We start from the raw sequence: 19,498 nt of genomic DNA, 5'->3' as shown, positions 1-19,498 counted from the left end.
GCGGCGGCCAGGGGTCGGGTCACATGGCGCGTGGCACCAGGCCGCCTTTGGCGAGCGGTCAGATGAGGGCGAAGCCGGCTGTGGCCACTCCCACTCCTGCGGCGAAGCAGAGCAACCAGATCCCGATCCGGCGGCCGGTGGAGTTCCGTCCGTAGGTGCGGGCAGTCAGCCGGCCCACTGCGCCGATACCCACGCCGACGCCGATCAGGATCACTCCCAGGACAGTGGTCATCTCATTGCCCCCGGCCGTACTTGTTCCAGATTCCCCAGGCGAACATGCCGAGGATGAAGCCAAAGATGAGCAGGACGACCACGACTCCGGCCGTCCCCTCCGGGATCCACGCACCACGGCCTTCTGCCATTTCCACCGGACACTCCCTTCAGGCGTGCCGCACCCGCCAAGCGTGAAGGGGCCGACCGCCGATCGCGTTATCCCCTTCTGCGCAAACGCCTACCCGGTTCCAACGCCCCAACGCAGCGGTCGCCACCGTCGACCGGACTCTGCTCGCTCCGGGTGGCCATCACCTCGTTCCCGGCGCTCATGCCGTGCCGTCCTTCACCGCGGCGGCCGCCGGTGCGGCGCCTGGTGTCAGTACCAGTCTCTGAACATCGAATCAGCAGGCCAAACCGCTGCTGCCCGAAACCGGGGGTCCGCCGCGCCCGTGACCGCGCCCGCGCGGCGGGCGCCCACCGGTGAACCGGGCCGGGCGTCGGCGGGGTGAATCGCGCTTCAACGCGCGGGCGTGGGGCACCCGCAGGACCAGAGTGATCTTCGGGTTGTGAGCCCCGGCAGCTTCTCCTCGCCGTGCGCGGGCATCTCCTCGCTCCGGGGCTCTCAGCGATCGGTGGCGGAAGGGCAGTGATGGTGCGGAGTGTGGGTGTGGAGGAGGAGCTTCTCCTGGTGGACGGGGAGAGTGGTGAGCCACGCGCGCTGGCGACGGCTGTGCTGGCGGCCGCCTCACGTGAGGCCGGCGGCGAGGAGGAGGTGTTCGAGGCGGAACTGCACCGCCAGCAGCTGGAGTTCGCCACCCGGCCCCAGACCGACATGGGCGAATTGGCGGAGGAGATCGACCGCTGCCGGGCCGAGGCCGCCCGGCACGCCGAACGGCTGGGCGCGACGGTCGCCGCACTCGCCACCTCACCGCTCCCCGTCAGCCCTTCCATCGGCTTCGGCGAAAGGCACCGCTGGCTGGCAGAGCACTTCGGACTGACCACCCAGGAGCAGCTCACCTGCGGCTGCCACGTTCATGTGTCGGTCGAGTCCGACGAGGAGGGTGTGGCGGTCCTCGACCGGATCCGCCCCTGGCTGGCCGTACTGCTCGCGCTCAGCTCGAACTCGCCCTTCTGGCAGGGCCAGGACAGCAAATACAGCAGCTACCGCAGTCGGGTGTGGGGAAGGTGGCCGTCGGCGGGACCGGTCGAACCCTTCGGCTCGGCCGACCGCTACCACCAGCAGGTACGCGAGATGATCGGCACCGGGGCCCTGCTGGACGAGGGGATGATCTACTTCGACGCGCGGCTCTCCCACTCCTTTCCCACCGTCGAGGTCCGGGTCGCCGACGTCTGCCTGGACTCCTCCACCACTGTGCTCCTGGCCACCTTGGTCCGCGCCCTGGTGGAGACCGCCTCCCGGCAGTGGAAAGCGGGCGAACCGCCGCCCCGGCACCGGGTGGAACTGCTCCGGCTCGCCTCCTGGCGCTCCGCACGGTCGGGGCTGGAGGACCAGCTGATTCACCCCCTCACCATGGAGCCCGCGCCCGCCGAGGCCGTCCTGCGCGCCCTGTTCGAACACGTCCGGAACGCTCTGGAGGACAGCAACGACACCCTGGCCGCGCAGGAAGCGCTGGCCACGCTCCTGGAGACCGGCAGCGGAGCACGGATCCAGCGCGAACTCATGGCCCGCACGGGTGATCTGCGCACCATGGTCACCGCGTGCGCCCGACGCACCCTTGGGGAGAGGTGAGCGACTGGCTGCGAGCTGCGGCCGGACCGGTGGCAAATCCCCCGCGTGGTCAGCCGGATCCCGGCCGGAGAGGGTCGGTGCGGATCACCGTCACGCCGCTCGGGCCGGCACGCGACCAGCAGCTGACCATCGCGCTCAACCAGGCCGTGCGGCTGCGCGTGCAGACCCAGGCCGGTCCTCGACACCACCCGCACCGGCTCCGGGCGTCCCTCCCACAGCCCCGTCAGGTCAAGTACGGCGACCGAGCCCGCGCCCCGTTCACAGATGAAGGCGACCCTGCCGTCGCCGGAAACTGTCAGTGCACCCGGCTCTCGGCCCACGACCAGCCGGGCCACTTACCGCCCGGCCTCACCGTCCACGACCGACACCGCGTCCGAACCGGCGCAGGAAACCAGCACATACGGCGTACCCGCAACCACCACTCCCCGCGGCGCCCACCCGACTCTTGCCCGCCCCGCGACACGGCCCCGCACGAGATCCAGCACCAGCACCTCGTCCGACACCGACAGCGCGACGAACGCCACTCCCCCGCCGCTTCCGGCCACCGCCAGCGGCCGTGCCGGGGCCGGCCACCGCGGGTGCGGGCGGCAGGGTGTGCGGGGCTCGGACGTTCGCGCCCGGTACCCGCTCGTTGGCCGCCGCCATCAGCTTCGGTGTGATCCAGAGCAGTTGGGTGCCGTACGCAGAGGCATCGATGTACTTTCCCGCAGCGTTGCGGAGGATCCGCCCATCCGGTGCAACGCCGAACTGTCGTATGTGTTCACGCGGCATGCGGACGAGCGCCGGAGGGATGGGCACCGCCCACGTGGCCTTGGCTGCCCGCCTTTTGGGCGAGTGGGTCTCGTGGACGGCGCCGTTGTCGGTCCACTGCTTGCTGGCGGTCACGACCCGTTCAGCCGGATCGAACCCTCGTCGGCCCCGCCACCCTGAACGAACTGACCCGCGCCTGCGACCGGGCCCGAAGGCCCGGTTCGGTCAGCCGGAGGGCTTGAGCGCTTGTGTCTCCAGTAGGGGGAGACAGCAAGGTGGAGCATATGAACGGCAACGCGCTGTACGCGATCGGTGACCTTGCCCGGCGAACCGGGTTGACGGTGAAGACCATTCGGTTCTACTCCGACGCGGGAATCGTGCCGCCGACCGACCGAAGCCCGGCCGGCTACCGGCTCTACGACATCGACGAGGTGGCTTCGGCGCATGCCGATGCCCTGGACGTGCAGATTCGTACGCTCCGTCTGCGGCGATCCGTGCTGAGAGCGGTAGCCAAGCGTGGCCCCACACCTGAGGAGTTGGATCTCATGCACAAACTCGCCAAGCTCTCCGACGGCGAACGACAGCGGCTGGTCAACGACTTCATCGATGACACCTTCGGCGACCTTGACGCCAATCCGGAGTTCGTGGCCATGATGCGTTCGGCCATGCCCCAACTCCCCGACGATCCGTCCCCCGAACAGGTCGAGGCATGGGTCGAACTCGGAGAGCTCTGCCAGGACACGGGCTTCCGGGCCGCAGTCCGCAGGGATGGCCGAACACCAGGCAGCGGAGCGGGCGCAGGGCGACACGACCGGCCTGCACCATGATCTGACCACAGCGGTCCGTGAACAGGTCGGCGAAGCTCTCGCAACAGGAATCCAGCCGACGTCCGACCGGGCGGTGCCCGTTGTCGATTCCCTCACCGGTCTCTATGCCAAGACTTTCGGACGCACCGACAACACCGACCTGCGGCGATGGGCTGGCCGGTACCGCCTACCCTCGCGCCGGTCTTCAGTTGGTTCATCACCGCTCTGCGCTCGCAGCTGAGCCGATAGCACGCCGCGCAGCCCCGGACACATCTGCCGCAAGGATGGCGGACCGTGACTATCCGGTTTGGGGGCGTCAGTTGGACTTTGCCTGCTCTTCGGCGCGGGCGCGCGTGCCGGCCGGCCGGCCGGCCGCCTCCCGATCAGCGTCTCGGCCGTCGCCCGGCAAGCCGGAGCAGACCGCAGCTTCCACCACCACCGCGACCTGCTCGAATCGTCCACGCCGCCGAACTCGAAGTTCGGGCCGCCGCCCTTCCGGCGAGCCGGTCATCGAATCGACCGGCCGCCCTGGCTCGGCGGGCCGGTCGGCGCTGCGGTCGGGTCGGTCTCGGGCGAGCGTTGGCGGGCGAGAGCGAGGCCGGCCATAGCCGTGATCGCCATCGCGGCAATGCCCACCAGCGCTGCCGTGGTGTAGGCGCCGTCGGTCGGGAAGAGATGCCCGGTGTCCGTGCCGGCGGCCAGGACCAGGCCGCCTATGGCGCTGCCCAGGGAGTAACCGACGCTACGGACGACATAGTTGAAGCTCATGGCACTCGACGTCTCGCTCTTGGGGGTGACGGCCAGGATGACGCCGGGCATGGCGGCCGAGAAGCTGCCGACACCGAAGCCCAGCACGCCAATTGCTACGAACAGTTCGGCCAGGTTCGACCGGGCCGCCGCGAAGAGGACGAACCCGCCACCGACGACGACGGCGCTGCCGGCCAAGAGGAAGGGGGCGTCGACCCGTTCGCGAACCCGAGGCGTGAGCTTGCCGGCGACGAACCCCAGCACAGAGAAGGGGACAAGGACCAGCCCGGCGACGAAGGTGGTCAGCCCGAAGCCGTAGCCGGCGCTGTGCGGCGTCTGCGCGTACCGGGTGATGAGCGTGAGCAGGAGGTACATACCGATCCCGCCGACGAACATGGCGATATTCGCCCCGGCCACCGCCGGGTGCCGCACCGCCCGGACATCGACCAGGGGCGTCTTGCTGCGCAGCTCGTAGACGGTCCAGACGTAGAGCAGGAGCACGGCAACGATGGCGAGTACCACCGCCACGGCGAGGTGATGGCTCCATAGACTCGTCTCGCTTGCGAGGAACAGGACGAGGAACAGTCCACCCGCCAGGACGAGCGCGCCCACTACGTCCACGTGAGCGGAGCGGCCCTCGGGAGCTACGGGGATGGAGCGCCACGCGGCCAGGAAAGCGACAGCGGTGACGAACAGACCGAGGCCGTAGGCGGCCCGTACCCCGCCGAACTCGGCCAACAGCCCGGCGAGCGGGTAACCGACGCCGGCCCCGATGATCGAGACCACCGAGATCAGGGCGATCGTGGCCGCGCCGCGCCCCTCGGGAAGATGGTCACGGGCCACGCCCATCATCAGCGCCGTCAGACCGAGCCCGACGCCTTGGGCCGCTCTACCGACTAGCAGCCACGCGAACGGCAGCGGCAGCACGGTGAGCGCACTGCCGACGACGACGACCGCCAGCGTGACGAGAATCGTGGCTCGTCGGAGTGGGCCGGCTCCGAGCCGGCCGAGGACGGGCGTAGCGACGGCGCCGCTCAGCAGCGCGATGGTCAGCGTCCACTGCGCGCTGTCGAGTGAGACGTCGAACGTGGTCGCCACGCTGGTGATGAGCGGCGTCCCGAGGCTGGCGACCGCCGCCACGACCAGGGCGATGAACATCAGGGAGGGGACCAGCAGCCGCGCCTCGGAGTGCTCCGGGGTCGTGCTCATCGGTCGGTCCCGGTCGTGACGTGGTCGAAAAGGAAGTCGGCGAAGCGAGGCGCGCCGGGCTCGTGCGGCAAGCGCGTGGCGCGCGCGGCGAAGCTGACGGCGTGGTACCACCCGCACAGCAGAAGTAGATCGAGCAGTTGGAGCTCGTCGAAGACCGACACGAGCCGAGTCCACAGCGCGTCATCGATGTCGGAACGCTCGTGCAGCGCGTCGGCGGCGAGGACGAGCAGCCGTTCCCGCTCGGACGTCCAGCACTCGTCAGCGGGGCCGCCGTGCACCAGGGATGCCGCCTGCTCGCGGGAGAGCCCGACCCGTTCGGCGAACAGCATCATGTGCACGCCCCACTCGTACTCGCAGCCGCACAGCACGCATGTCCGGGCGATGGCGATCTCGCGTTCCCTCATGGTCAGGGTCAGTTGTCGGCCCAGCTCATAGCGTCCCCATCCGTGCATGGCGCCGGCCATCGGGAGGTTTCTGGCGAACATCCGGAACAGCCCGATCGGCGGCACGCCCCCCGGCATCATGCGCGCGAGCAGCGCGCCGGCCTGGTCGGTGTACGGCGGTTCCAGCAGGGCTATTCGCGACATCGGCGCTCCCGTTGAGGTTGTTTCTAAATCAGAAACACGGGACGGATGCTAGTGTTTCGAATAACGAAACACAAGGAGGGTCATGTCGACACCGCGCCCAGGAGCCCCGGTTCGTGGATCGACCACCGGCCGTCCGATCATGGCCGCGATGGATCTCTTCGGCCGTCGGTGGGCGCTGCGAATTCTCTGGGAGCTGCGTGCGGGTCCGCTCGGTGCGCGTGCGCTGCTGGCACGGTGCGCAGGTCTGTCATCCAGCGTCCTCTACCAGCGGCTTCGCGAACTCACGTCGAGCGGGATCATCGCCCCCTCAGCCGATGGCTACGAGCTCACCCGGCTTGGGACAGCACTCGGTTACGCCCTCCAACCGCTCGACGAATGGGCGATCACCTGGGCGCGGGCGCAAGAGGAGAACGATCAGAATCCCGCGGAGGGATGAAGGTCGCGGGCCCTTCGATCGTTTCCGGGCGCGGATGGCCTGGGCCCCGGGTTCCGCCGTGCCGCAGCGCGGAAGCCGGGCGCGGGTCGTAGGAGGCCGGTTCATCGCCGAGTTCTGGGGTGGAGTTCTCGCCGAAGCGGCGGATGCGCCCGGTCGGGCCCGGTAGCGCGAGGCGACCCAGGGAGACGTGCCCGCGTCCTGCCCGGATCCGGCGGGACGCCTCCCGGCCAAGCTCGGTGTCGCCGTCAACGGCTGTTCGCGGATGCCTCGTTCGAGGTGATGACCGCACCTGGATCGGTGGAACGTCGCGGCGCCCCGGAGCCTTCCGCGGGCTTGGACCTCGCCAGCCACAGGCCGGTGAACACCGCGGTGGCCAAAGTGACGGCGCCGGCAGCAAGGAAGGCGCTGTTGAGGCCGGTCTCGAAGGAGGCGCCGCCGGATTGCCGGGTGCGGACGACGGCTCCGAGTACCGCCACGCCGAGCACCGCGCCGATCTGCCGGGTGGTGCTGCTGATGCCTGACGCGAGGCCGCCTTCCTGCGGGCCGACCGCTTGGATGGCGGCTCCCGTGAGTGGGGACATCGTCAGGGCGAAGCCGATGCCGATGACTCCGAGCCGCCACCACACGTTCCCGTAGCCGGTGTCGGCGTGCACCATGCCGAGCGCCAGCAGTCCCAGGCCGGCCAGGGCCAGGCCGGCGGTAACAACGATTCGGAAGCCGTACCGGGCGGCGAGCCGGCCCGCGTACGGGCTGACGATCACCATGGCGACGGATGCCGGCAGGGTCTGCAGGCCGGCACGCAGGATCGAGCTGCCCTGGACGTACACGAAGAACTGGGAGAAGAAGAACGACGAACCCATGAGCGCGAATCCCACCACGACCATGGCGGTGTTGGACACGGTGAACAGCCGCTGCCGGAACAGCCCCAGCGGCAGCATCGGAGCGGAACGACGCGCTTCGACGGCGACGAATGCGGCGAGGAGGATCACCGCGGCGGCGAAGCTGCCCAGGATCACCGGCGACGTCCACCCGCGGGCACCACCCTCGATCAGCCCGTAGGCCAGCGCCCCCACCCCCAGAACGGACAGCACCGTTCCCGGGACATCGATCGCGGGGGCGCTCGGATTGCGGGCCTCTTCAAGGCTGCGCAGACCGACCAGCAGAAGGACCACGCCGATGGGCAGATTGACCAGGAAGATGGCGGGCCAGCCGAAGGCATCTGTCAGCACGCCGCCGGCCACGGGGCCCGCGGCCAGACCGATTCCGCTGAATCCGGCCCACAGCCCGATCGCCTTGATTCGTTCCTGCGGCACGGGATAGGCGGCGGCGAGCAGGGCGAGCGAGGCAGGGCTCAGCGCCGCGGCCCCGATGCCCTGCAGCACCCGGCCGGCGACCAGCCAGCCGACGGAGGGCGCGAGGCTGCACAGCACCGACGCGGTGGTGAACACCGCCACGCCGATCAGGTACACCCGCTTGCGGCCGAACCGGTCGGCGAAGACACCGCCGGACAGCAGCAGCATGGCGACCAGCAGTACGTACGCGTCGACGATCCATTGCAGACCGGTCAGTTGAGTGTGCAGCCGGTGCTGCATATCGGGCAGCGCCGCTCCAACAATCGTGTTGTCGAGCAGGACCATGAATTGGCCCAGGCAGGTCACCGTGAGCAGCACGGCCCGGTTCGATCGACTGCCTACTGCCGCAGGCGATGCAGCCATGGGGATTCCTCACAATCGTTGATTGCGCCTCTCCGCGGCCGACGTGGTCAGCCTCCGGGAGTTTTAAAGCAGTCAGTGGCTGCGTTAGGCGACTGTAAAGAGGGTCGGCTCACAAACGCAAGTCACGACTGCGTTAAGGTGGGGGCATGAACGAGCGACAGCGAGCCCGGCGGCCCGGCGGGCGCAGTGCCCGCGTCGGCGCGGAGGTGCACCAGGCCGTCACCGACCTGATCAGCGAGCGCGGCTACGGCAACTTCACCGTCGGCGAGGTCGCAGCCCGCGCGGGCGTGGCCGACAGCAGCATCTACCGCCGGTGGGGCAGCCTGGAAACCCTGCTCACCGACGTGGCGCTCACCCGCCTCAACGCGCAGTCGCCGATGCCCGACACCGGGAGCCTGGCCGGCGACCTGCGCACTTACGCGGCCAACGTGGCCCGCGAGATCACCGGACCCGACGGTCTGGCGGTGGTGCGCCTGGCCGTCGCCCTGTCGAGCAACGGTCAGCAGGCGGGCCTGCAGGCGCGTGACGACCTCCGCACCGAACGCACCCGGCAACTGCAGTCCATGCTCGATCGCGCCCGCGAACGTGGCGAACACGCACCCGACGCATTCGACGTGCTGGACCACATCCTGGCCCCGATGTACATCCGCGTCTTGTTCGGCATGGGGATCACCCCGGACTACGTCGACGGGCTGGTCGACCGAATGCTGTGACCTCCGGGCCGGCGCGCGCCTGCCCGCCGCGGCCGTCCGTGCCGGGGCCGTCCATGCCGGGGCCGTCCTCATGTCCAGCCCCGGGGACTCGCTGCTGCCTTCGGCCGGCCTGGGGGCAGTCCCCGCCGGATGGTGAGCCGGATTCCGGCAGGAGGCTACCGGTGCAGATCACCGTCACGATCGTCAAGGACCCCTACGGCCATGGGTCCACCGCGCCGCGCCCGCGCGCGGGCGGGACTGCCGCGAGGTCGCTCGCCCGGCCGCCGGCGCGATCGTCGTGTATTTCGTCAGCGCCCCGGCCGCCCTGGCCATCACCGCTGTCAGGCCGGCTCAGGGGACCCGTACACAAGAGTCGAGCCCGTACCTCGCCGGGGGTACGGGCTCGCTGCCGGCCGGTCAGGGCATGGTGGCCGCTACGCGTCTCGCTGGATTGCGGCCTCGATGTGGGCGAGTTGGGCGGCGAGGATCTCTTCGAACGCCGCGCGGCGATCCACCCCGAGGGGACGGACGTCGCGGGCGAAGTGGGCCAGGGTCGGGAAGCGTTCGGGGTCGGCACCCAGAACCGCCACGCGGAACAGCTCCATACCCTGCTCGTACTCGCCGGGGGTGACGGTGCTGACTCCGGCCTCGGAGGCGATCAACGCGGCGATGAGGACCGCGATCCGGTGGTAGCGCGCCGGGATCTCCTCGTCGGGCAGCCCCGACGCGCGCAGGGCCTGCAGCACCTCTTCCATGACCATCCGGGAACCGGTGCCGCTGGACGCGTAGCGTCCCCAGACCGCGGCAAGTTGGGGCTGCTGACCGAAGGCCTCTCTCACGCGCAGGGCCAGGGATGTGATGCGCTGCTTCCAGTCGCCCTCGGGGCGGTAGCCGTCCATCGCGGCCAGGAGGATCCGGTCGGCGACCGCGCGCAGCAGCTCGGTCTTGCTGCGGAAGTGCCGGTAGAGGCTGGAGGAATCGGTCCCGAGGACCGCGGCCAGCTTGCGCACGCTGAACGAATCCGCGTCGCTCGTGCGCAGCAGTTCCGCCGCCGTGTCCAGGATCTCTTCGGTTGCCCAACGCCTTCGGCCTGCCATCTCGCTCCTCTCGCCGGATCTCAGCCTAACCTATGCACTTGGTGTTGCACGCACCGCGTGCATAATGAGGACATGGGCGTGCCGGACCCCTCGTCACGCCGCTCGTGCCCTGTTGCCCGGGTCAGCGACCGTTGCGGAGCCCACCCGGGGAAGACGGAAGACGAAAGGACTTATGACGTGCAGAGCTCACTGGATTGCGCGGCAATGAACGCCGCCGTTGAGAACGTCCACCGCGCCGGGATGCCGGGCCTGTTCGCCGAGGTACGAGACGGCGACCAGGTCTGGCGCGGCGCCGCCGGGGTCGCCGATGTCGTCACCGGCCGCCCCGTCACCGCCGACATGCGGCACCGGGTCGGCAGCATCACCAAGACCTTCACCGCTGCCGCGGTTCTGCAGCAGGTCGAGAGCGGTCAGATCGGTCTCGACACACCGATCGGCCGGTACCTTCCGAAGCTGGTTCCCGGAGAACGCGGTGCCGCGATCACGGTCCGGATGCTGATCAACCACACCAGCGGCCTCGCCGAGTATCTCCCGTACGCCTACCCCTCCCTCAGAGCGTTCCCCGCCCTGGCGGCCACAGGGCCCCAGAGCCTGGACGACCACCGGCTCACGCGGTTCGACCCCGCCGAACTGATCGAGATGGGGGTCACCGCACCCGCCGTCGGCACTCCGGGCGGTGCTCCGGGGGTGTACTCCAACACCAACTACCTGCTCCTCGGCGAACTTCTGGAACAGGTGACCGGCACCACGGCCGAGCGGTGCATCACCCGGAACGTCATCGAGCGCGCCGGGCTGCGGGACACCGAACTCCCCGCCGGACCGTACGTCGACGGACCCCACTCGCAGCTCTACGAGGCGTGGTTCGGCATGATCGACCCACCGCGCGACTACAGCGTCTTCGACATGTCATGGGTGGGGCCGTCAGCCTCGCTGATATCGACCGTCGCGGACCTCAACCGCTTCTTCGGCCTGCTGCTGGCCGGAGAGATCGTCAGTCCGTCGTCGCTGGCGCAGATGCGACGCACCGTCCCGGTCATCTCCCAAGAGGGAAAGACGATCGACTACGGCCTCGGCCTGCACCCGATGGCGGGTCCCGGTCAGGGCATCTTCTGGGGCCATGGCGGCACGGTCTGGGGTGGTGGAGCGCTGGCCATGACCCGTGCCGACGGCAAGCGGCAGATGTCCCTCGCGGTGAACCTGCAGAGGTGGAACAGGCTCGACTCCTCCGGCAGGCCGCAGCCCCACCCCGTCGACGACGCGCTTGCAACTCTGCACCGCGTGGCGATGTACGGCTGACCGGGCCCACCTGCTGAACCCGTTGGCCGCCCTCATTTCTCTCCGTCCTCGTCGAGACCGCCCGCACCCGGGTCGCACAGCGGACGCAGGCCGCCGTCGACCGGGGTGGAGGCGCGGAGGCTGCAGGGGCCGAGCACCTCGATCTCCCGGTCGAGTTCGGCGGTCCTGTCCTCGTCCATGGTGGCGCGCACGGCCGCGATCGTGCCGGGCAGCTCGACGAACTCGCACACCACAAACGGCGCGTGCGTTTCAAGTCCAGAGCGATGCCAGTTCCGCGGAAGGCTCCGTGAGCGCTGTCTGCCGAGGGGCTTGTCAGTCCCCGTTCATAGGATCGCGGCATGTCTGATGCCTTCACCGTCTTGTGGACCCATGACACCTGCCGCGCGCTGCGCAGGGCGGGCCGGGTCGGCGAGCGACCACCGGTCGCCTTCAGCGGCGCTCACTCCTCCCTGCCGGCGTGGACAGGTGCACGTGCTGGGGACGGGGTGTACGCGCTGCACGTCAACCAGCGCGAGGTGTTCGTGGTGAGTCGGATGCGAGTGATCGACGTGGAGCGACGCGACTGCTGCGGCACGGCCCCCGCAACCTGGGAGGACCCTGCGTATCCCGGGCACGGCGACTGGTCGATGCTCGGCGCCGGCGGCTGCGGCGCCGAGGCGGTGCATGTGGACGCGACGCCCGTACGGTTCGATGTGACCATCCCCGGTGAACTGCTCGCGAGGCTTACCTGGCGAAACCGCCGAGGTCAGACCCGCGGCCTGAAGTACGTGGTGGATGGCCGCCTCGAGAACTCGGTCAGCCTTCAGGGGTTCTACCGTCTGGCCCCAGAGGCCGCTGAGGAGTTGACGGAAGTCATCAGCAGCCCTGCCCCTTGATGCGACCGAGAATGGTCGGGCCCCAGACGGCCCCCAGCGGTGAGTGTGCTGCGCGAACCCCGAACTTTTCCGCCAGTACGTCAACCGTCTGTTCCTCTACGCGCAGCAGCGGCTCAACCGTGTCGGCCAGAATGCCTGAGATGCGGAGCAGCATGGCGTCCACTTCTCGGCGGCGGGCTGCCTCGGCGCTCTGAGGGTGGCAGCCCTCGACTGCACACTCCAAACTGGTCGTCCGCCGCCCGTACGGGCGGCACAGGCCGCGGCTCCAGAGCTAGATGTGTTGTCTCATGAGATTGGCGCCATGGAACCGCCCGGCCGTCTGTGATCCGGCGGCAGCGGTCATGTGGCTCGCCCTCCTTGGGATGTGAAGGGGCTGTTCCTGAGGTTCCGCCCCGGTGCGGAGCGAGTTGGGCTTCACGTGTATCCGCGGGCCCCGGTTCTCTCGTCGGGCCACCTCTGCCCCTGCGGCGGCGCCTGCGCCACTTCCGGCCAGGACGTGTGCAGGTTGTCGCCGCCGAGCGCCGCCGGTGGAGCGTGGGTGATCGCGTGCAGCACTCCGTCGATGCCGGTCAGGTGCGGGGCAAGCCGGTCGCGAGCGTGGCCACGTGGCGGGTCGCACACATCGAGTTCCGCCCACAGGCGGCACCGTGGGGAGGGCGGCGGCTGCCCTCTCGACCCGGCTCATCCGGCCGTAGCCGGTGAGGACCACCTGGGCGCCCTCCAGTTGGGCAATCCGCGCGGTGTTGAAGGCGATGGATCGGGTCGTGACAACCCCGGTTGGGGGTGTCAGTGCCCGTTCGTGGTGGGGGCGTCAGTTCCCCATGCCGTGTCCGCCGTCGACGGCGATCACGGCGCCGGTAATGGCGGCGGCGCCCGGACCGGCCAGGAAGGCGACCGTGGCGGCGACCTCCTCGGCGGTGGCGTGACGTCCCAGGGGGCCCGCAGGAGTGCGTCACGCTGGGCACCGGTGAGGTCGGTGAGCATCGGCGTCTCGACCGGGCCGGGTGCCACGACGTTCACGGTCACGGCGGGGGGCGAACTGGCGGGCCACGGAGCGGGCCAGGCCGGTCAACCCGGCGTTGGCCACCAGGACCCGTACGGTGCCCAGGGCCGCCTCGACCTTGCTGAACGCCTCGTCGATCCGCGCGGGGTCGGGGGTCGGTGATGCCGCAGGGCACGCCGTCGTGCTCGGGCGAAGGCTCCCCGCCGCGGTGGGTGATCGCGACGGTGTGTCCGGTGTCCTGGAGGGTGGTGGCGGTGGCGAGGCCTGTGCCGTGGGGGCCACCGGTGACCAGGGCGACGCTCAAGGCAGTCGGACGACTTGGGCGGCCCAGGTGATGCCCACGCCGTAGCCGAGGAGCAGGGCGAGGCCGCCCGAGGGGGCCCGGCCGGTGGAGAGCAGGTGCTCGATGGCCAGGGGGATGGAGGCCGAGCCGGTGTTCCCGTCGGTGATGATCGCCTCGGCGACGGCGACGTGGGGCGGGGGCCGTAGTTCGGCGAGGATGCGTCGGGTGAGGCGCAGGTTGCCCTGGTGCGGGATAAACGCGTCGATGTCGTCCCAGGTCGTACCGGCCTTTTCGAGGGCCTGTCCGGCGATGGGCGCCATGTGGCTGCCGAACCAGCGGGCGAGCCCGGGGCCGTCCATTCGCAGTCCGGGGCGGGTGGCGGGGTCGTGGCCGGGGGTGCGGGACCATCGCGGTTGGAGGATGAGCAGGTCCTCCGCGGTGCCGTCGCTGCCCCAGGCGACGCGGCCGAAGCCGGGGGCGTCCCCGGCGCTGACGATCATGGCTCCGGCGCCGTCGGCGAAGACGGCAGCGGTGTTGCGGTCGTTGGGGTCCACGATGTCGCTCAGGCGTTCGGAGGCGACGACCAGCACGTGGTCGGCGTTGCCCAGGGCGATCTGGCCGGCCGCCATGAGCAGGCCGTAAGTGGAGCCCGCACACGTGGCGTTGAGGTCGATGGCACCGGCGCTGAGGGCGCCCAGTTCGCGGCCGACGGCCGGTGCCAGCCCGGGCACCTGTCGGGTGTCGGTGAAGCTGGAGAACACCACGCAGTCCAGCTCGGCCGGGTCCAGTCCGGCCTGGGCGAGGGCTTTGCGGGAGGCCTCGGTCGCCATCCACATCAGGGTCTCGTGCTCTTGTGCGCGCCCGCGCCGCTCGATGCCTGTACGCGACCGGATCCAGCCCGGCTCCAGACCCAGGCGTCGGCCGAGATCGTCGCTGGTCTCGGTGTGGGCGGGGCGGTAGGCGCCGACACCGGTCATCCGGGCGGGGCGGCCCAGCGCGGGACGTCGGATGACGCCGCGCCGGGTGGGGGGACCGGTCATGACGCCTTCTTGGCGAACCCGTCGAAGGGGCGTCGGTTGACGAAGTCCAGGGACCGGCGGGGGGTGCGCAGGTCTTCCAGGACGTCGTCGGGTTCCGGCATGCCGAAGGCCGTCCCCAGGCGCGAGGAGAGCTCGACGATCGACAGCGAGTCGACACCCAGGCCGGCGAACGCGGTGTCCAGGTCGGCCTCGGTGAGGTGTACGAGGATGTCGTCGTCGGTGGATTCGTTCAGGAACGCGGACAGGTCGTCCAGGGTGAGGCGGGGCATGGCGGGTCCTTCGGTGAGCTCGGTGAGGCGGCAGTTGCGGTCGCGCTCGATGTGGCGGACGAGGGTGAGCAGGATGTCGGCGTTGCCGACCTCGACGAAGTCGACGCGGTGGTAGGTGTCCAGCAGCCATTCGACGCTTTCCTGCCAGCGCACCGGACGGGTCAGGTGCTGGACCAGCAGCTGACCTGTCCGTCCCACGGTGTGCGGCCTGGCCGTGGTGTTGGCGATCACCGGAATCCGCGGGGGACGCAGGAGCGCGTACGGCACCGCGGCCGCGAACGCGGGCACGCACGGGGTCATGAGGCGGGAGTGGAACGGGCCGCTGACATTGAGCCGTACCGCCAGCTTGGCGCCGGCGGCGCGCAGCAGCGGGCGGGCGGCGGCGATCTCGCCGGTGGGGCCGGCCAGGACGGTCTGCAGGTCGCTGTTCAGGTTGACGGTCTCGACGCCGGACAGGTTCGCCTGCTCCAGAACACCGCTGATGCGGGTGCGGGTGAGGCCGAGGACGGCGAGCATCGCTCCGGCGACATCGGCGGTGGCCCGCGCCCGGGCCTGCACCAGGGCCATGCCGACGGTGAAGTCGACCACTCCGGCCGCTTCCAGCGCGTTGTACTCGCCCAGGCTGTGGCCCAGGACGACATCGGGCGCAGGGGTGCCGTCGGCCAGCCTGGCGCGGTACCCGAGGGCATTGACCAGGTAGACCGCGGGCTGGGAGTAGAGGGTCTGGGTGAGCCGGTCGCCCGCGGGATCCAGACACAATCGTTCGACCGAGTAGCCCAGCAGGGCGTCGGCCTCGGCGACCAGGTCGGGGAAGCGCTGGAACAGTCCCTCTCCCATTCCGGGACGCTGGACGCCCTGGCCGGGGAAGAGGTACGCGGTGGTCGTCATACCCGGTCCCCTGAGGGCAGTTGGGCGAGCAGAAGGCGAAAGTAGTCCTGGTCGAGCGTCGGCGGCCGAAGGCGGCTGCCGAGCAGGCGGACGAGGTTGTCGGTGGCCGCGTGGGCCGTTCCCTGGCTGCCGGGCAGGATGTGAGGCAGGTTCTCCGCGAGTTGGAGCGTGCCCACGGGCAGGTCCTGTCCGACGTGCCGCACGGACTTGAGCCAGTGCTCGTAGGGCACCGCGGGGAGCGGCTGCCCGCAGGCCGCGACCCGTCGGAAGTACTCGCCCAGCGGCATCGGTTGCGGGTCCACGACATGGAAGGCGTGCCCCGCCGCCGCCGGATCCAGGGACAGGTCCACGATGCAGCGGCTGGTGTAGTCCACTGTGCCCACCGGCAGTTGGAAGGCGTAGTCGGGGCTGCACCCGACCCGGATGCTGGCTGCGGTCAGCAGCAGGAACCAGTCTGCGGGGGCGGAACGGCCGGTGCGGCTGTCCGGAAGGACGACCGCGGGGCGGTGCACCGTCACCGGCGTTCCGCGTTGCGCGGCGCGGGCCACCAGGTGCTCGGCCACCCACTTGCTCTGGCAGTAGCCCACGCTCACGGGAGGGGGAAGCTGCCGGTCCTCGCCGACCGCGCTGTCGCCGGTGCGGAAGGCGTTCGTCAGTACCGTGAGTGTGGAGACGTGGTGGACCGGGATCCGGCGTACGTGGGTGGCGAAGCGCAGTACCTCGACCGTCCCGCCGACATTGCTGCCCCGCAGATAGGAGTAGTCCACAACGAGGTTCACCCAGGCGCCGCAGTGGTAGACCGCGTCCACCTCTTGGGCGAGTCGCTCGTAGGTGGCCGGGTCCATCCCCAAGCGGGGTCTGGCCAGCGAGCCGTCCACGATGTGGATCCGCCCGAGCTGCGCGCGGTCCACACCCAGTGCGGTCACGGTCGCGGCCAGCTCCGCATGTGCGTCACGCCCCGGCCGCTGCCGTACCAGGCAGTGGACATGCGCCGGAGTGCGCACCAGAAGGTCGGCGAGAAGAGAGCCGCCGAGATATCCGGTGGCACCGGTGAGCAGCACGGAGCGTGGCGGGCCGGGGTCGACGTCCGGCAATCCGGCAGCGTCGATGTCCGTCGGGAGAGCGGTATCCGCAATCAGTTCCGGCAGAACTTCCTTTGAGGCAGGTTCCGTTGAGGCAGGTTCCGTTGAGGCTTTCATATCAATCAGCTCTCGTGGATGTTCCGGCGTTGAGGCAGTCGGTCGGCGGGGGAAAGACCGCCGGTCCGGCAGGTTCTCGGTCATGAACGGCAGGCGGGGCGTTGGTCCCCCGCCTTTCCTGCCGACGGGCCTGCCAGAGCGGCAGACAACCCATCCGCACCACCCGTCAGGCAGGAGGGCTGCTCCGCCCGGACCGTTCAGGGCGTGCGAGGGCGTACCCGGACGCGCCCTCGTCCGGGCGCAGTCGGTGTCTGCCTGTGGTGGCCGTGCGGTGCGGCCTGCCAGTGGTGTGGCGTGACGCTCGCGCCACACATCGTCTGCCCCCGCGCTCCCTGGCGGCTGGTGGAGCAGTACTGGAAACATCTCCATCACACATGCTGGAGCGCACAGAAGACAGGCGTTCTGCCTGCCGCCATGTTGAGCGTGTTGAACGCCTGTGACGCTCTCCCTCGTGTCGATCTGTTGAGGACCGACACGAGGAGCCCGTGACCTGCGCATTCGTGGGGGAACACCGCCCGATCGGCAACTCGACGCGCACAATTTGCCGCCCCGATGCCTGGCCCGCGCAGCGGCGTGGAAGCAAGATTTGCCGTCCGGTGCTCCGCCGTACGCCGTGGGTGTCGCGGGCCTGACGGGGCAAGCGGTGAGGCTGCGCGGCTGACCGACGGCGGGAGAATGATCGAAGTGACCAGTGCAGTCGGCGAGTTGCCGAAGCGCATGCCTACACACGTCATCGAGTCCATGCTGTGCGCGCTGTGGCGGGAGCATTTCGGCCGCCCCGCCGACCCCGACGACGACTTCTTCGAACTCGGCGGCGACTCACTGTCCGTCCTCGAGATCGTGCTTCAGGCGCGCAAGCGCGGGCTGGAGCTGCGAGCGTCGCAGGCGCTTCGTCACCCGACGCCGGCGCGGCTGGCGGAGTCGGTCACCTTGCGATCCGCCGACCGCGCTCCGGAACGGCTGCATGCCCTGGTGAGCGCGGCGACAGACATGGCGCGGCCGGGCCCTGCGCCTGCGCCTGCGTCTGCGTCTGCGTCTGCGTCTGCGTCTGCGTCTGCGTCTGCCGGACAAGACAGCGCCGTGGCCGCGCGGACCGGCAATGAGGAATCTCGAAGCCCGCTGTTCGTGGTCCACTCGGACAGCCACCGCGTGGCCGAGCAAGCGGCGCTGCTTCGTTGGAGACTCGGACGTCCGGTCCGCAGCCTTGGCCTGCCTGGCCTCGACGGTTCGGTGACGGACAGCACGGGCATCGTCCGCTCCTCGCGCGTCCTCGCCGAGGCGCTGCGCACGGAGCAGTCGGGCGGGGCGGTGTCGATAGCGGGGTTCGGCCTCGGTGCGGTGTTCGCCTACGAGGTGGCCCGGGCGCTCCGGGGGGCAGGGAGGCAGGTCGAACTGCTCGCGCTGCTGTCGCCCGCGATGCCGGGAGTCGCGGTGCCGGACACCGCCGCCTTGTTGCGCCGGCGGGTCGCGGTGCTCGGTGCCCGGTTCGGGCTGGGGGACAGTGCTGACGCGAGCGATCTGCTCCTGCAGGCGCACGCGGCCGGCTGGTTCGAGGACGTCGATTCACCCGAGGATCTGGTTCACCGGCAAGCGACCTGGGTCAAGCTCACGTCCGCCGTCGCAGAGCATCGGCTCGACGGCTTCGACGGCTTCGACGGACCGGCGCTGCTGGCCGTGGACCGCGCGGGCCTGGCGGTGGCCGGCGAGGCGTGGGGCGCCGGATTGGCCTCTTCGGTGGTGTCCCCGTTGGACAACGAGCTGGAGTCGCCGTCGGGTGCGCTGCGTGACCCCGGTCTCGCTGAGGCGCTGCGGAAGGAGTGCGCATCGTGAACTCCGTTCCGTCATCAGTCGGACGGGCCGCGTCCGACGCTGCCTCGGTCGGTTCGAGTACGGTGCGCCGCTGGTTCGCACGACCGCGGGCGATCCCCGATCCGTCGCTGCGGCTGGTGTGCTTTCCACACGTCGGCGCCGGCGGTGCGGCGTTCAACGCCTGGGCGGACCTGCTCCCCGCCGGAGTGGAGCTGTGCACCGTCCGGTTCCCCGGACGCGAGAACCGTTTGCGGGAGCCGCTGCTGGACGAACCCCGGCAGGCGGTTGACGCGACGCTTGCCGCGATGCTCCCTCTGCTCGACCGGCCGTTCGTGCTGCTCGGCCACTGTTCCGGCAGTGTGCTGGCGTATGAATGCGCCCGTCGGCTGCAGCGCTCGGGTGGCCCGAAGCCGGCCCTGGTGGTCGTCTCGTCCGCGGAGGGGCCCTCGGTGCGGCGCGTCACCGATCCGCTGCACAAGCTGCCCCGGGAGGAGTTGCTGGCCCGGGTGGTGGGTTATGGCGGGATGGCGCCCCAAGTGCTTGCCGACCCGGATCTCATGACGATGCTCGAACGAGTGATGCGTGCGGACTACCGCGTGGTCGAGCGGCTGCGGTACTCGCCCGGACCGCCGCTCACGACCCCCCTCGCGGTCCTCGGCGGACGGCAGGATCGGTTCGTCTCGGAGCAAGCACTCAGGGCCTGGGCCGCGGAGACGACCGCCGGCTTCTCGGTGCACATGCTGGACGCTCCGCACTACCTGCTTCAGCACGCGGGTGCGCTGGTGGGCGAGCTGCTCGCTGAGCTGATTGACGCGGGGCTTCAGGAGTGACCCG

At 70.1% G+C, this 19,498-nt stretch carries 18 protein-coding genes and 2 pseudogenes; 8 read left to right on the top strand and 12 right to left on the bottom strand.

Going from position 1 to position 19,498, the window contains the following annotated elements; all coding sequences use genetic code 11:
* Positions 1-58 precede the first annotated feature (58 nt).
* Both ACFT9I_RS19325 and ACFT9I_RS19320 read right to left on the bottom strand, forming a co-directional pair.
* The gene (locus ACFT9I_RS19325; RefSeq protein WP_382565718.1) at positions 59-232 is read right to left on the bottom strand and encodes a hypothetical protein; all 174 of its coding nucleotides are present in this window, start codon (positions 230-232) and stop codon (positions 59-61) included.
* A gap of 1 nt (position 233) precedes the next feature.
* Positions 234-362: a hypothetical protein gene (locus tag ACFT9I_RS19320; RefSeq protein WP_382565715.1), complete on the bottom strand. Its 129-nt coding sequence runs from the start codon at positions 360-362 to the stop codon at positions 234-236.
* Positions 363-865: 503 nt separating this feature from the next.
* Between ACFT9I_RS19320 and ACFT9I_RS19315 the strand changes: the two genes are divergently transcribed.
* Both ACFT9I_RS19315 and ACFT9I_RS19310 read left to right on the top strand, forming a co-directional pair.
* Entirely contained in the window at positions 866-1,963 is a 1,098-nt protein-coding gene (locus ACFT9I_RS19315; RefSeq protein ID WP_382565811.1) for a glutamate--cysteine ligase, read from the top strand.
* Between the two features lie 1,034 nt (positions 1,964-2,997).
* Positions 2,998-3,768: pseudogene (locus tag ACFT9I_RS19310) on the top strand (MerR family transcriptional regulator).
* A gap of 258 nt (positions 3,769-4,026) precedes the next feature.
* Here the strand turns inward: ACFT9I_RS19310 and ACFT9I_RS19305 are convergent.
* Together ACFT9I_RS19305 and ACFT9I_RS19300 are read right to left on the bottom strand one after the other, a co-directional pair.
* The gene (locus ACFT9I_RS19305; RefSeq protein ID WP_382565713.1) at positions 4,027-5,475 is read right to left on the bottom strand and encodes an MFS transporter; all 1,449 of its coding nucleotides are present in this window, start codon (positions 5,473-5,475) and stop codon (positions 4,027-4,029) included.
* A complete protein-coding gene (locus ACFT9I_RS19300; protein WP_382565711.1) occupies positions 5,472-6,062 on the bottom strand; it encodes a carboxymuconolactone decarboxylase family protein in 591 nt (196 codons plus the stop codon). The genes ACFT9I_RS19305 and ACFT9I_RS19300 overlap by 4 nt, the downstream gene beginning before the upstream one ends.
* Before the next feature lie 139 nt (positions 6,063-6,201).
* Between ACFT9I_RS19300 and ACFT9I_RS19295 the strand changes: the two genes are divergently transcribed.
* A complete protein-coding gene (locus ACFT9I_RS19295) occupies positions 6,202-6,498 on the top strand; it encodes a winged helix-turn-helix transcriptional regulator (RefSeq protein ID WP_382565809.1) in 297 nt (98 codons plus the stop codon).
* 245 nt (positions 6,499-6,743) lie between these two features.
* On the opposite strand, the gene ACFT9I_RS19290 is transcribed toward ACFT9I_RS19295, so the two are convergent.
* Positions 6,744-8,213, bottom strand: coding sequence for an MFS transporter (locus ACFT9I_RS19290; protein WP_382565710.1), 1,470 nt, complete (start codon positions 8,211-8,213; stop codon positions 6,744-6,746).
* Positions 8,214-8,359: 146 nt separating this feature from the next.
* Between ACFT9I_RS19290 and ACFT9I_RS19285 the strand changes: the two genes are divergently transcribed.
* The gene (locus tag ACFT9I_RS19285; protein WP_382565708.1) at positions 8,360-8,926 is read left to right on the top strand and encodes a TetR/AcrR family transcriptional regulator; all 567 of its coding nucleotides are present in this window, start codon (positions 8,360-8,362) and stop codon (positions 8,924-8,926) included.
* Positions 8,927-9,339: 413 nt separating this feature from the next.
* On the opposite strand, the gene ACFT9I_RS19280 is transcribed toward ACFT9I_RS19285, so the two are convergent.
* A complete protein-coding gene (locus ACFT9I_RS19280) occupies positions 9,340-10,002 on the bottom strand; it encodes a TetR/AcrR family transcriptional regulator (protein WP_382565706.1) in 663 nt (220 codons plus the stop codon).
* A gap of 204 nt (positions 10,003-10,206) precedes the next feature.
* Here ACFT9I_RS19280 and ACFT9I_RS19275 point away from each other — a divergent pair, with 204 nt between their 5' ends.
* Positions 10,207-11,298 (top strand): serine hydrolase domain-containing protein, encoded by a 1,092-nt coding sequence (locus tag ACFT9I_RS19275; protein ID WP_382565704.1) that lies wholly within the window; start codon positions 10,207-10,209, stop codon positions 11,296-11,298.
* A gap of 32 nt (positions 11,299-11,330) precedes the next feature.
* Here the strand turns inward: ACFT9I_RS19275 and ACFT9I_RS19270 are convergent, their stop codons facing one another.
* On the bottom strand, positions 11,331-11,531 hold the full coding sequence (locus ACFT9I_RS19270) for a hypothetical protein (protein ID WP_382565702.1): 201 nt from the start codon (positions 11,529-11,531) through the stop codon (positions 11,331-11,333).
* 105 nt (positions 11,532-11,636) lie between these two features.
* Between ACFT9I_RS19270 and ACFT9I_RS19265 the strand changes: the two genes are divergently transcribed.
* Positions 11,637-12,173 (top strand): hypothetical protein, encoded by a 537-nt coding sequence (locus ACFT9I_RS19265; protein WP_382565700.1) that lies wholly within the window; start codon positions 11,637-11,639, stop codon positions 12,171-12,173.
* Here ACFT9I_RS19265 and ACFT9I_RS19260 read toward each other — a convergent pair.
* The 5 genes and pseudogenes from ACFT9I_RS19260 to ACFT9I_RS19240 all read right to left on the bottom strand — a co-directional run bounded on the left by ACFT9I_RS19260 (position 12,154) and on the right by ACFT9I_RS19240 (position 16,750).
* Positions 12,154-12,327, bottom strand: a complete 174-nt coding sequence (locus tag ACFT9I_RS19260; protein WP_382565699.1) for a hypothetical protein — start codon at positions 12,325-12,327, stop codon at positions 12,154-12,156. The genes ACFT9I_RS19265 and ACFT9I_RS19260 overlap by 20 nt on opposite strands.
* A gap of 657 nt (positions 12,328-12,984) precedes the next feature.
* Positions 12,985-13,480: pseudogene (locus tag ACFT9I_RS19255) on the bottom strand (SDR family oxidoreductase).
* Positions 13,477-14,499 carry a 3-oxoacyl-ACP synthase III family protein gene (locus tag ACFT9I_RS19250; protein ID WP_382565697.1) on the bottom strand — a complete coding sequence of 341 codons (1,023 nt, stop codon included), beginning with the start codon at positions 14,497-14,499 and terminating at the stop codon, positions 13,477-13,479. The pseudogene ACFT9I_RS19255 and the gene ACFT9I_RS19250 overlap by 4 nt, the downstream one beginning before the upstream one ends.
* Positions 14,496-15,656 (bottom strand): acyltransferase domain-containing protein, encoded by a 1,161-nt coding sequence (locus tag ACFT9I_RS19245; RefSeq protein WP_382565695.1) that lies wholly within the window; start codon positions 15,654-15,656, stop codon positions 14,496-14,498. Before ACFT9I_RS19245 ends, ACFT9I_RS19250 begins: the two co-directional genes overlap by 4 nt.
* Positions 15,653-16,750 (bottom strand): thioester reductase domain-containing protein, encoded by a 1,098-nt coding sequence (locus ACFT9I_RS19240; RefSeq protein WP_382565694.1) that lies wholly within the window; start codon positions 16,748-16,750, stop codon positions 15,653-15,655. The genes ACFT9I_RS19245 and ACFT9I_RS19240 overlap by 4 nt, the downstream gene beginning before the upstream one ends.
* A 780-nt stretch (positions 16,751-17,530) precedes the next feature.
* On the opposite strand from ACFT9I_RS19240, the gene ACFT9I_RS19235 reads away from it, so the two are divergent.
* Positions 17,531-18,685: a phosphopantetheine-binding protein gene (locus tag ACFT9I_RS19235; RefSeq protein WP_382565693.1), complete on the top strand. Its 1,155-nt coding sequence runs from the start codon at positions 17,531-17,533 to the stop codon at positions 18,683-18,685.
* Entirely contained in the window at positions 18,682-19,494 is an 813-nt protein-coding gene (locus tag ACFT9I_RS19230) for a thioesterase II family protein (RefSeq protein ID WP_382565692.1), read from the top strand. The genes ACFT9I_RS19235 and ACFT9I_RS19230 overlap by 4 nt, the downstream gene beginning before the upstream one ends.
* Positions 19,495-19,498 lie beyond the last annotated feature (4 nt).

The organism is Streptomyces sp. NPDC057137 (assembly GCF_042670825.1).
Taxonomy (GTDB): Bacteria; Actinomycetota; Actinomycetes; order Streptomycetales; family Streptomycetaceae; genus Streptomyces.
Note: the sequence above shows the minus strand (reverse complement) of the source record. Positions and strands in the feature narration are given on the sequence as shown.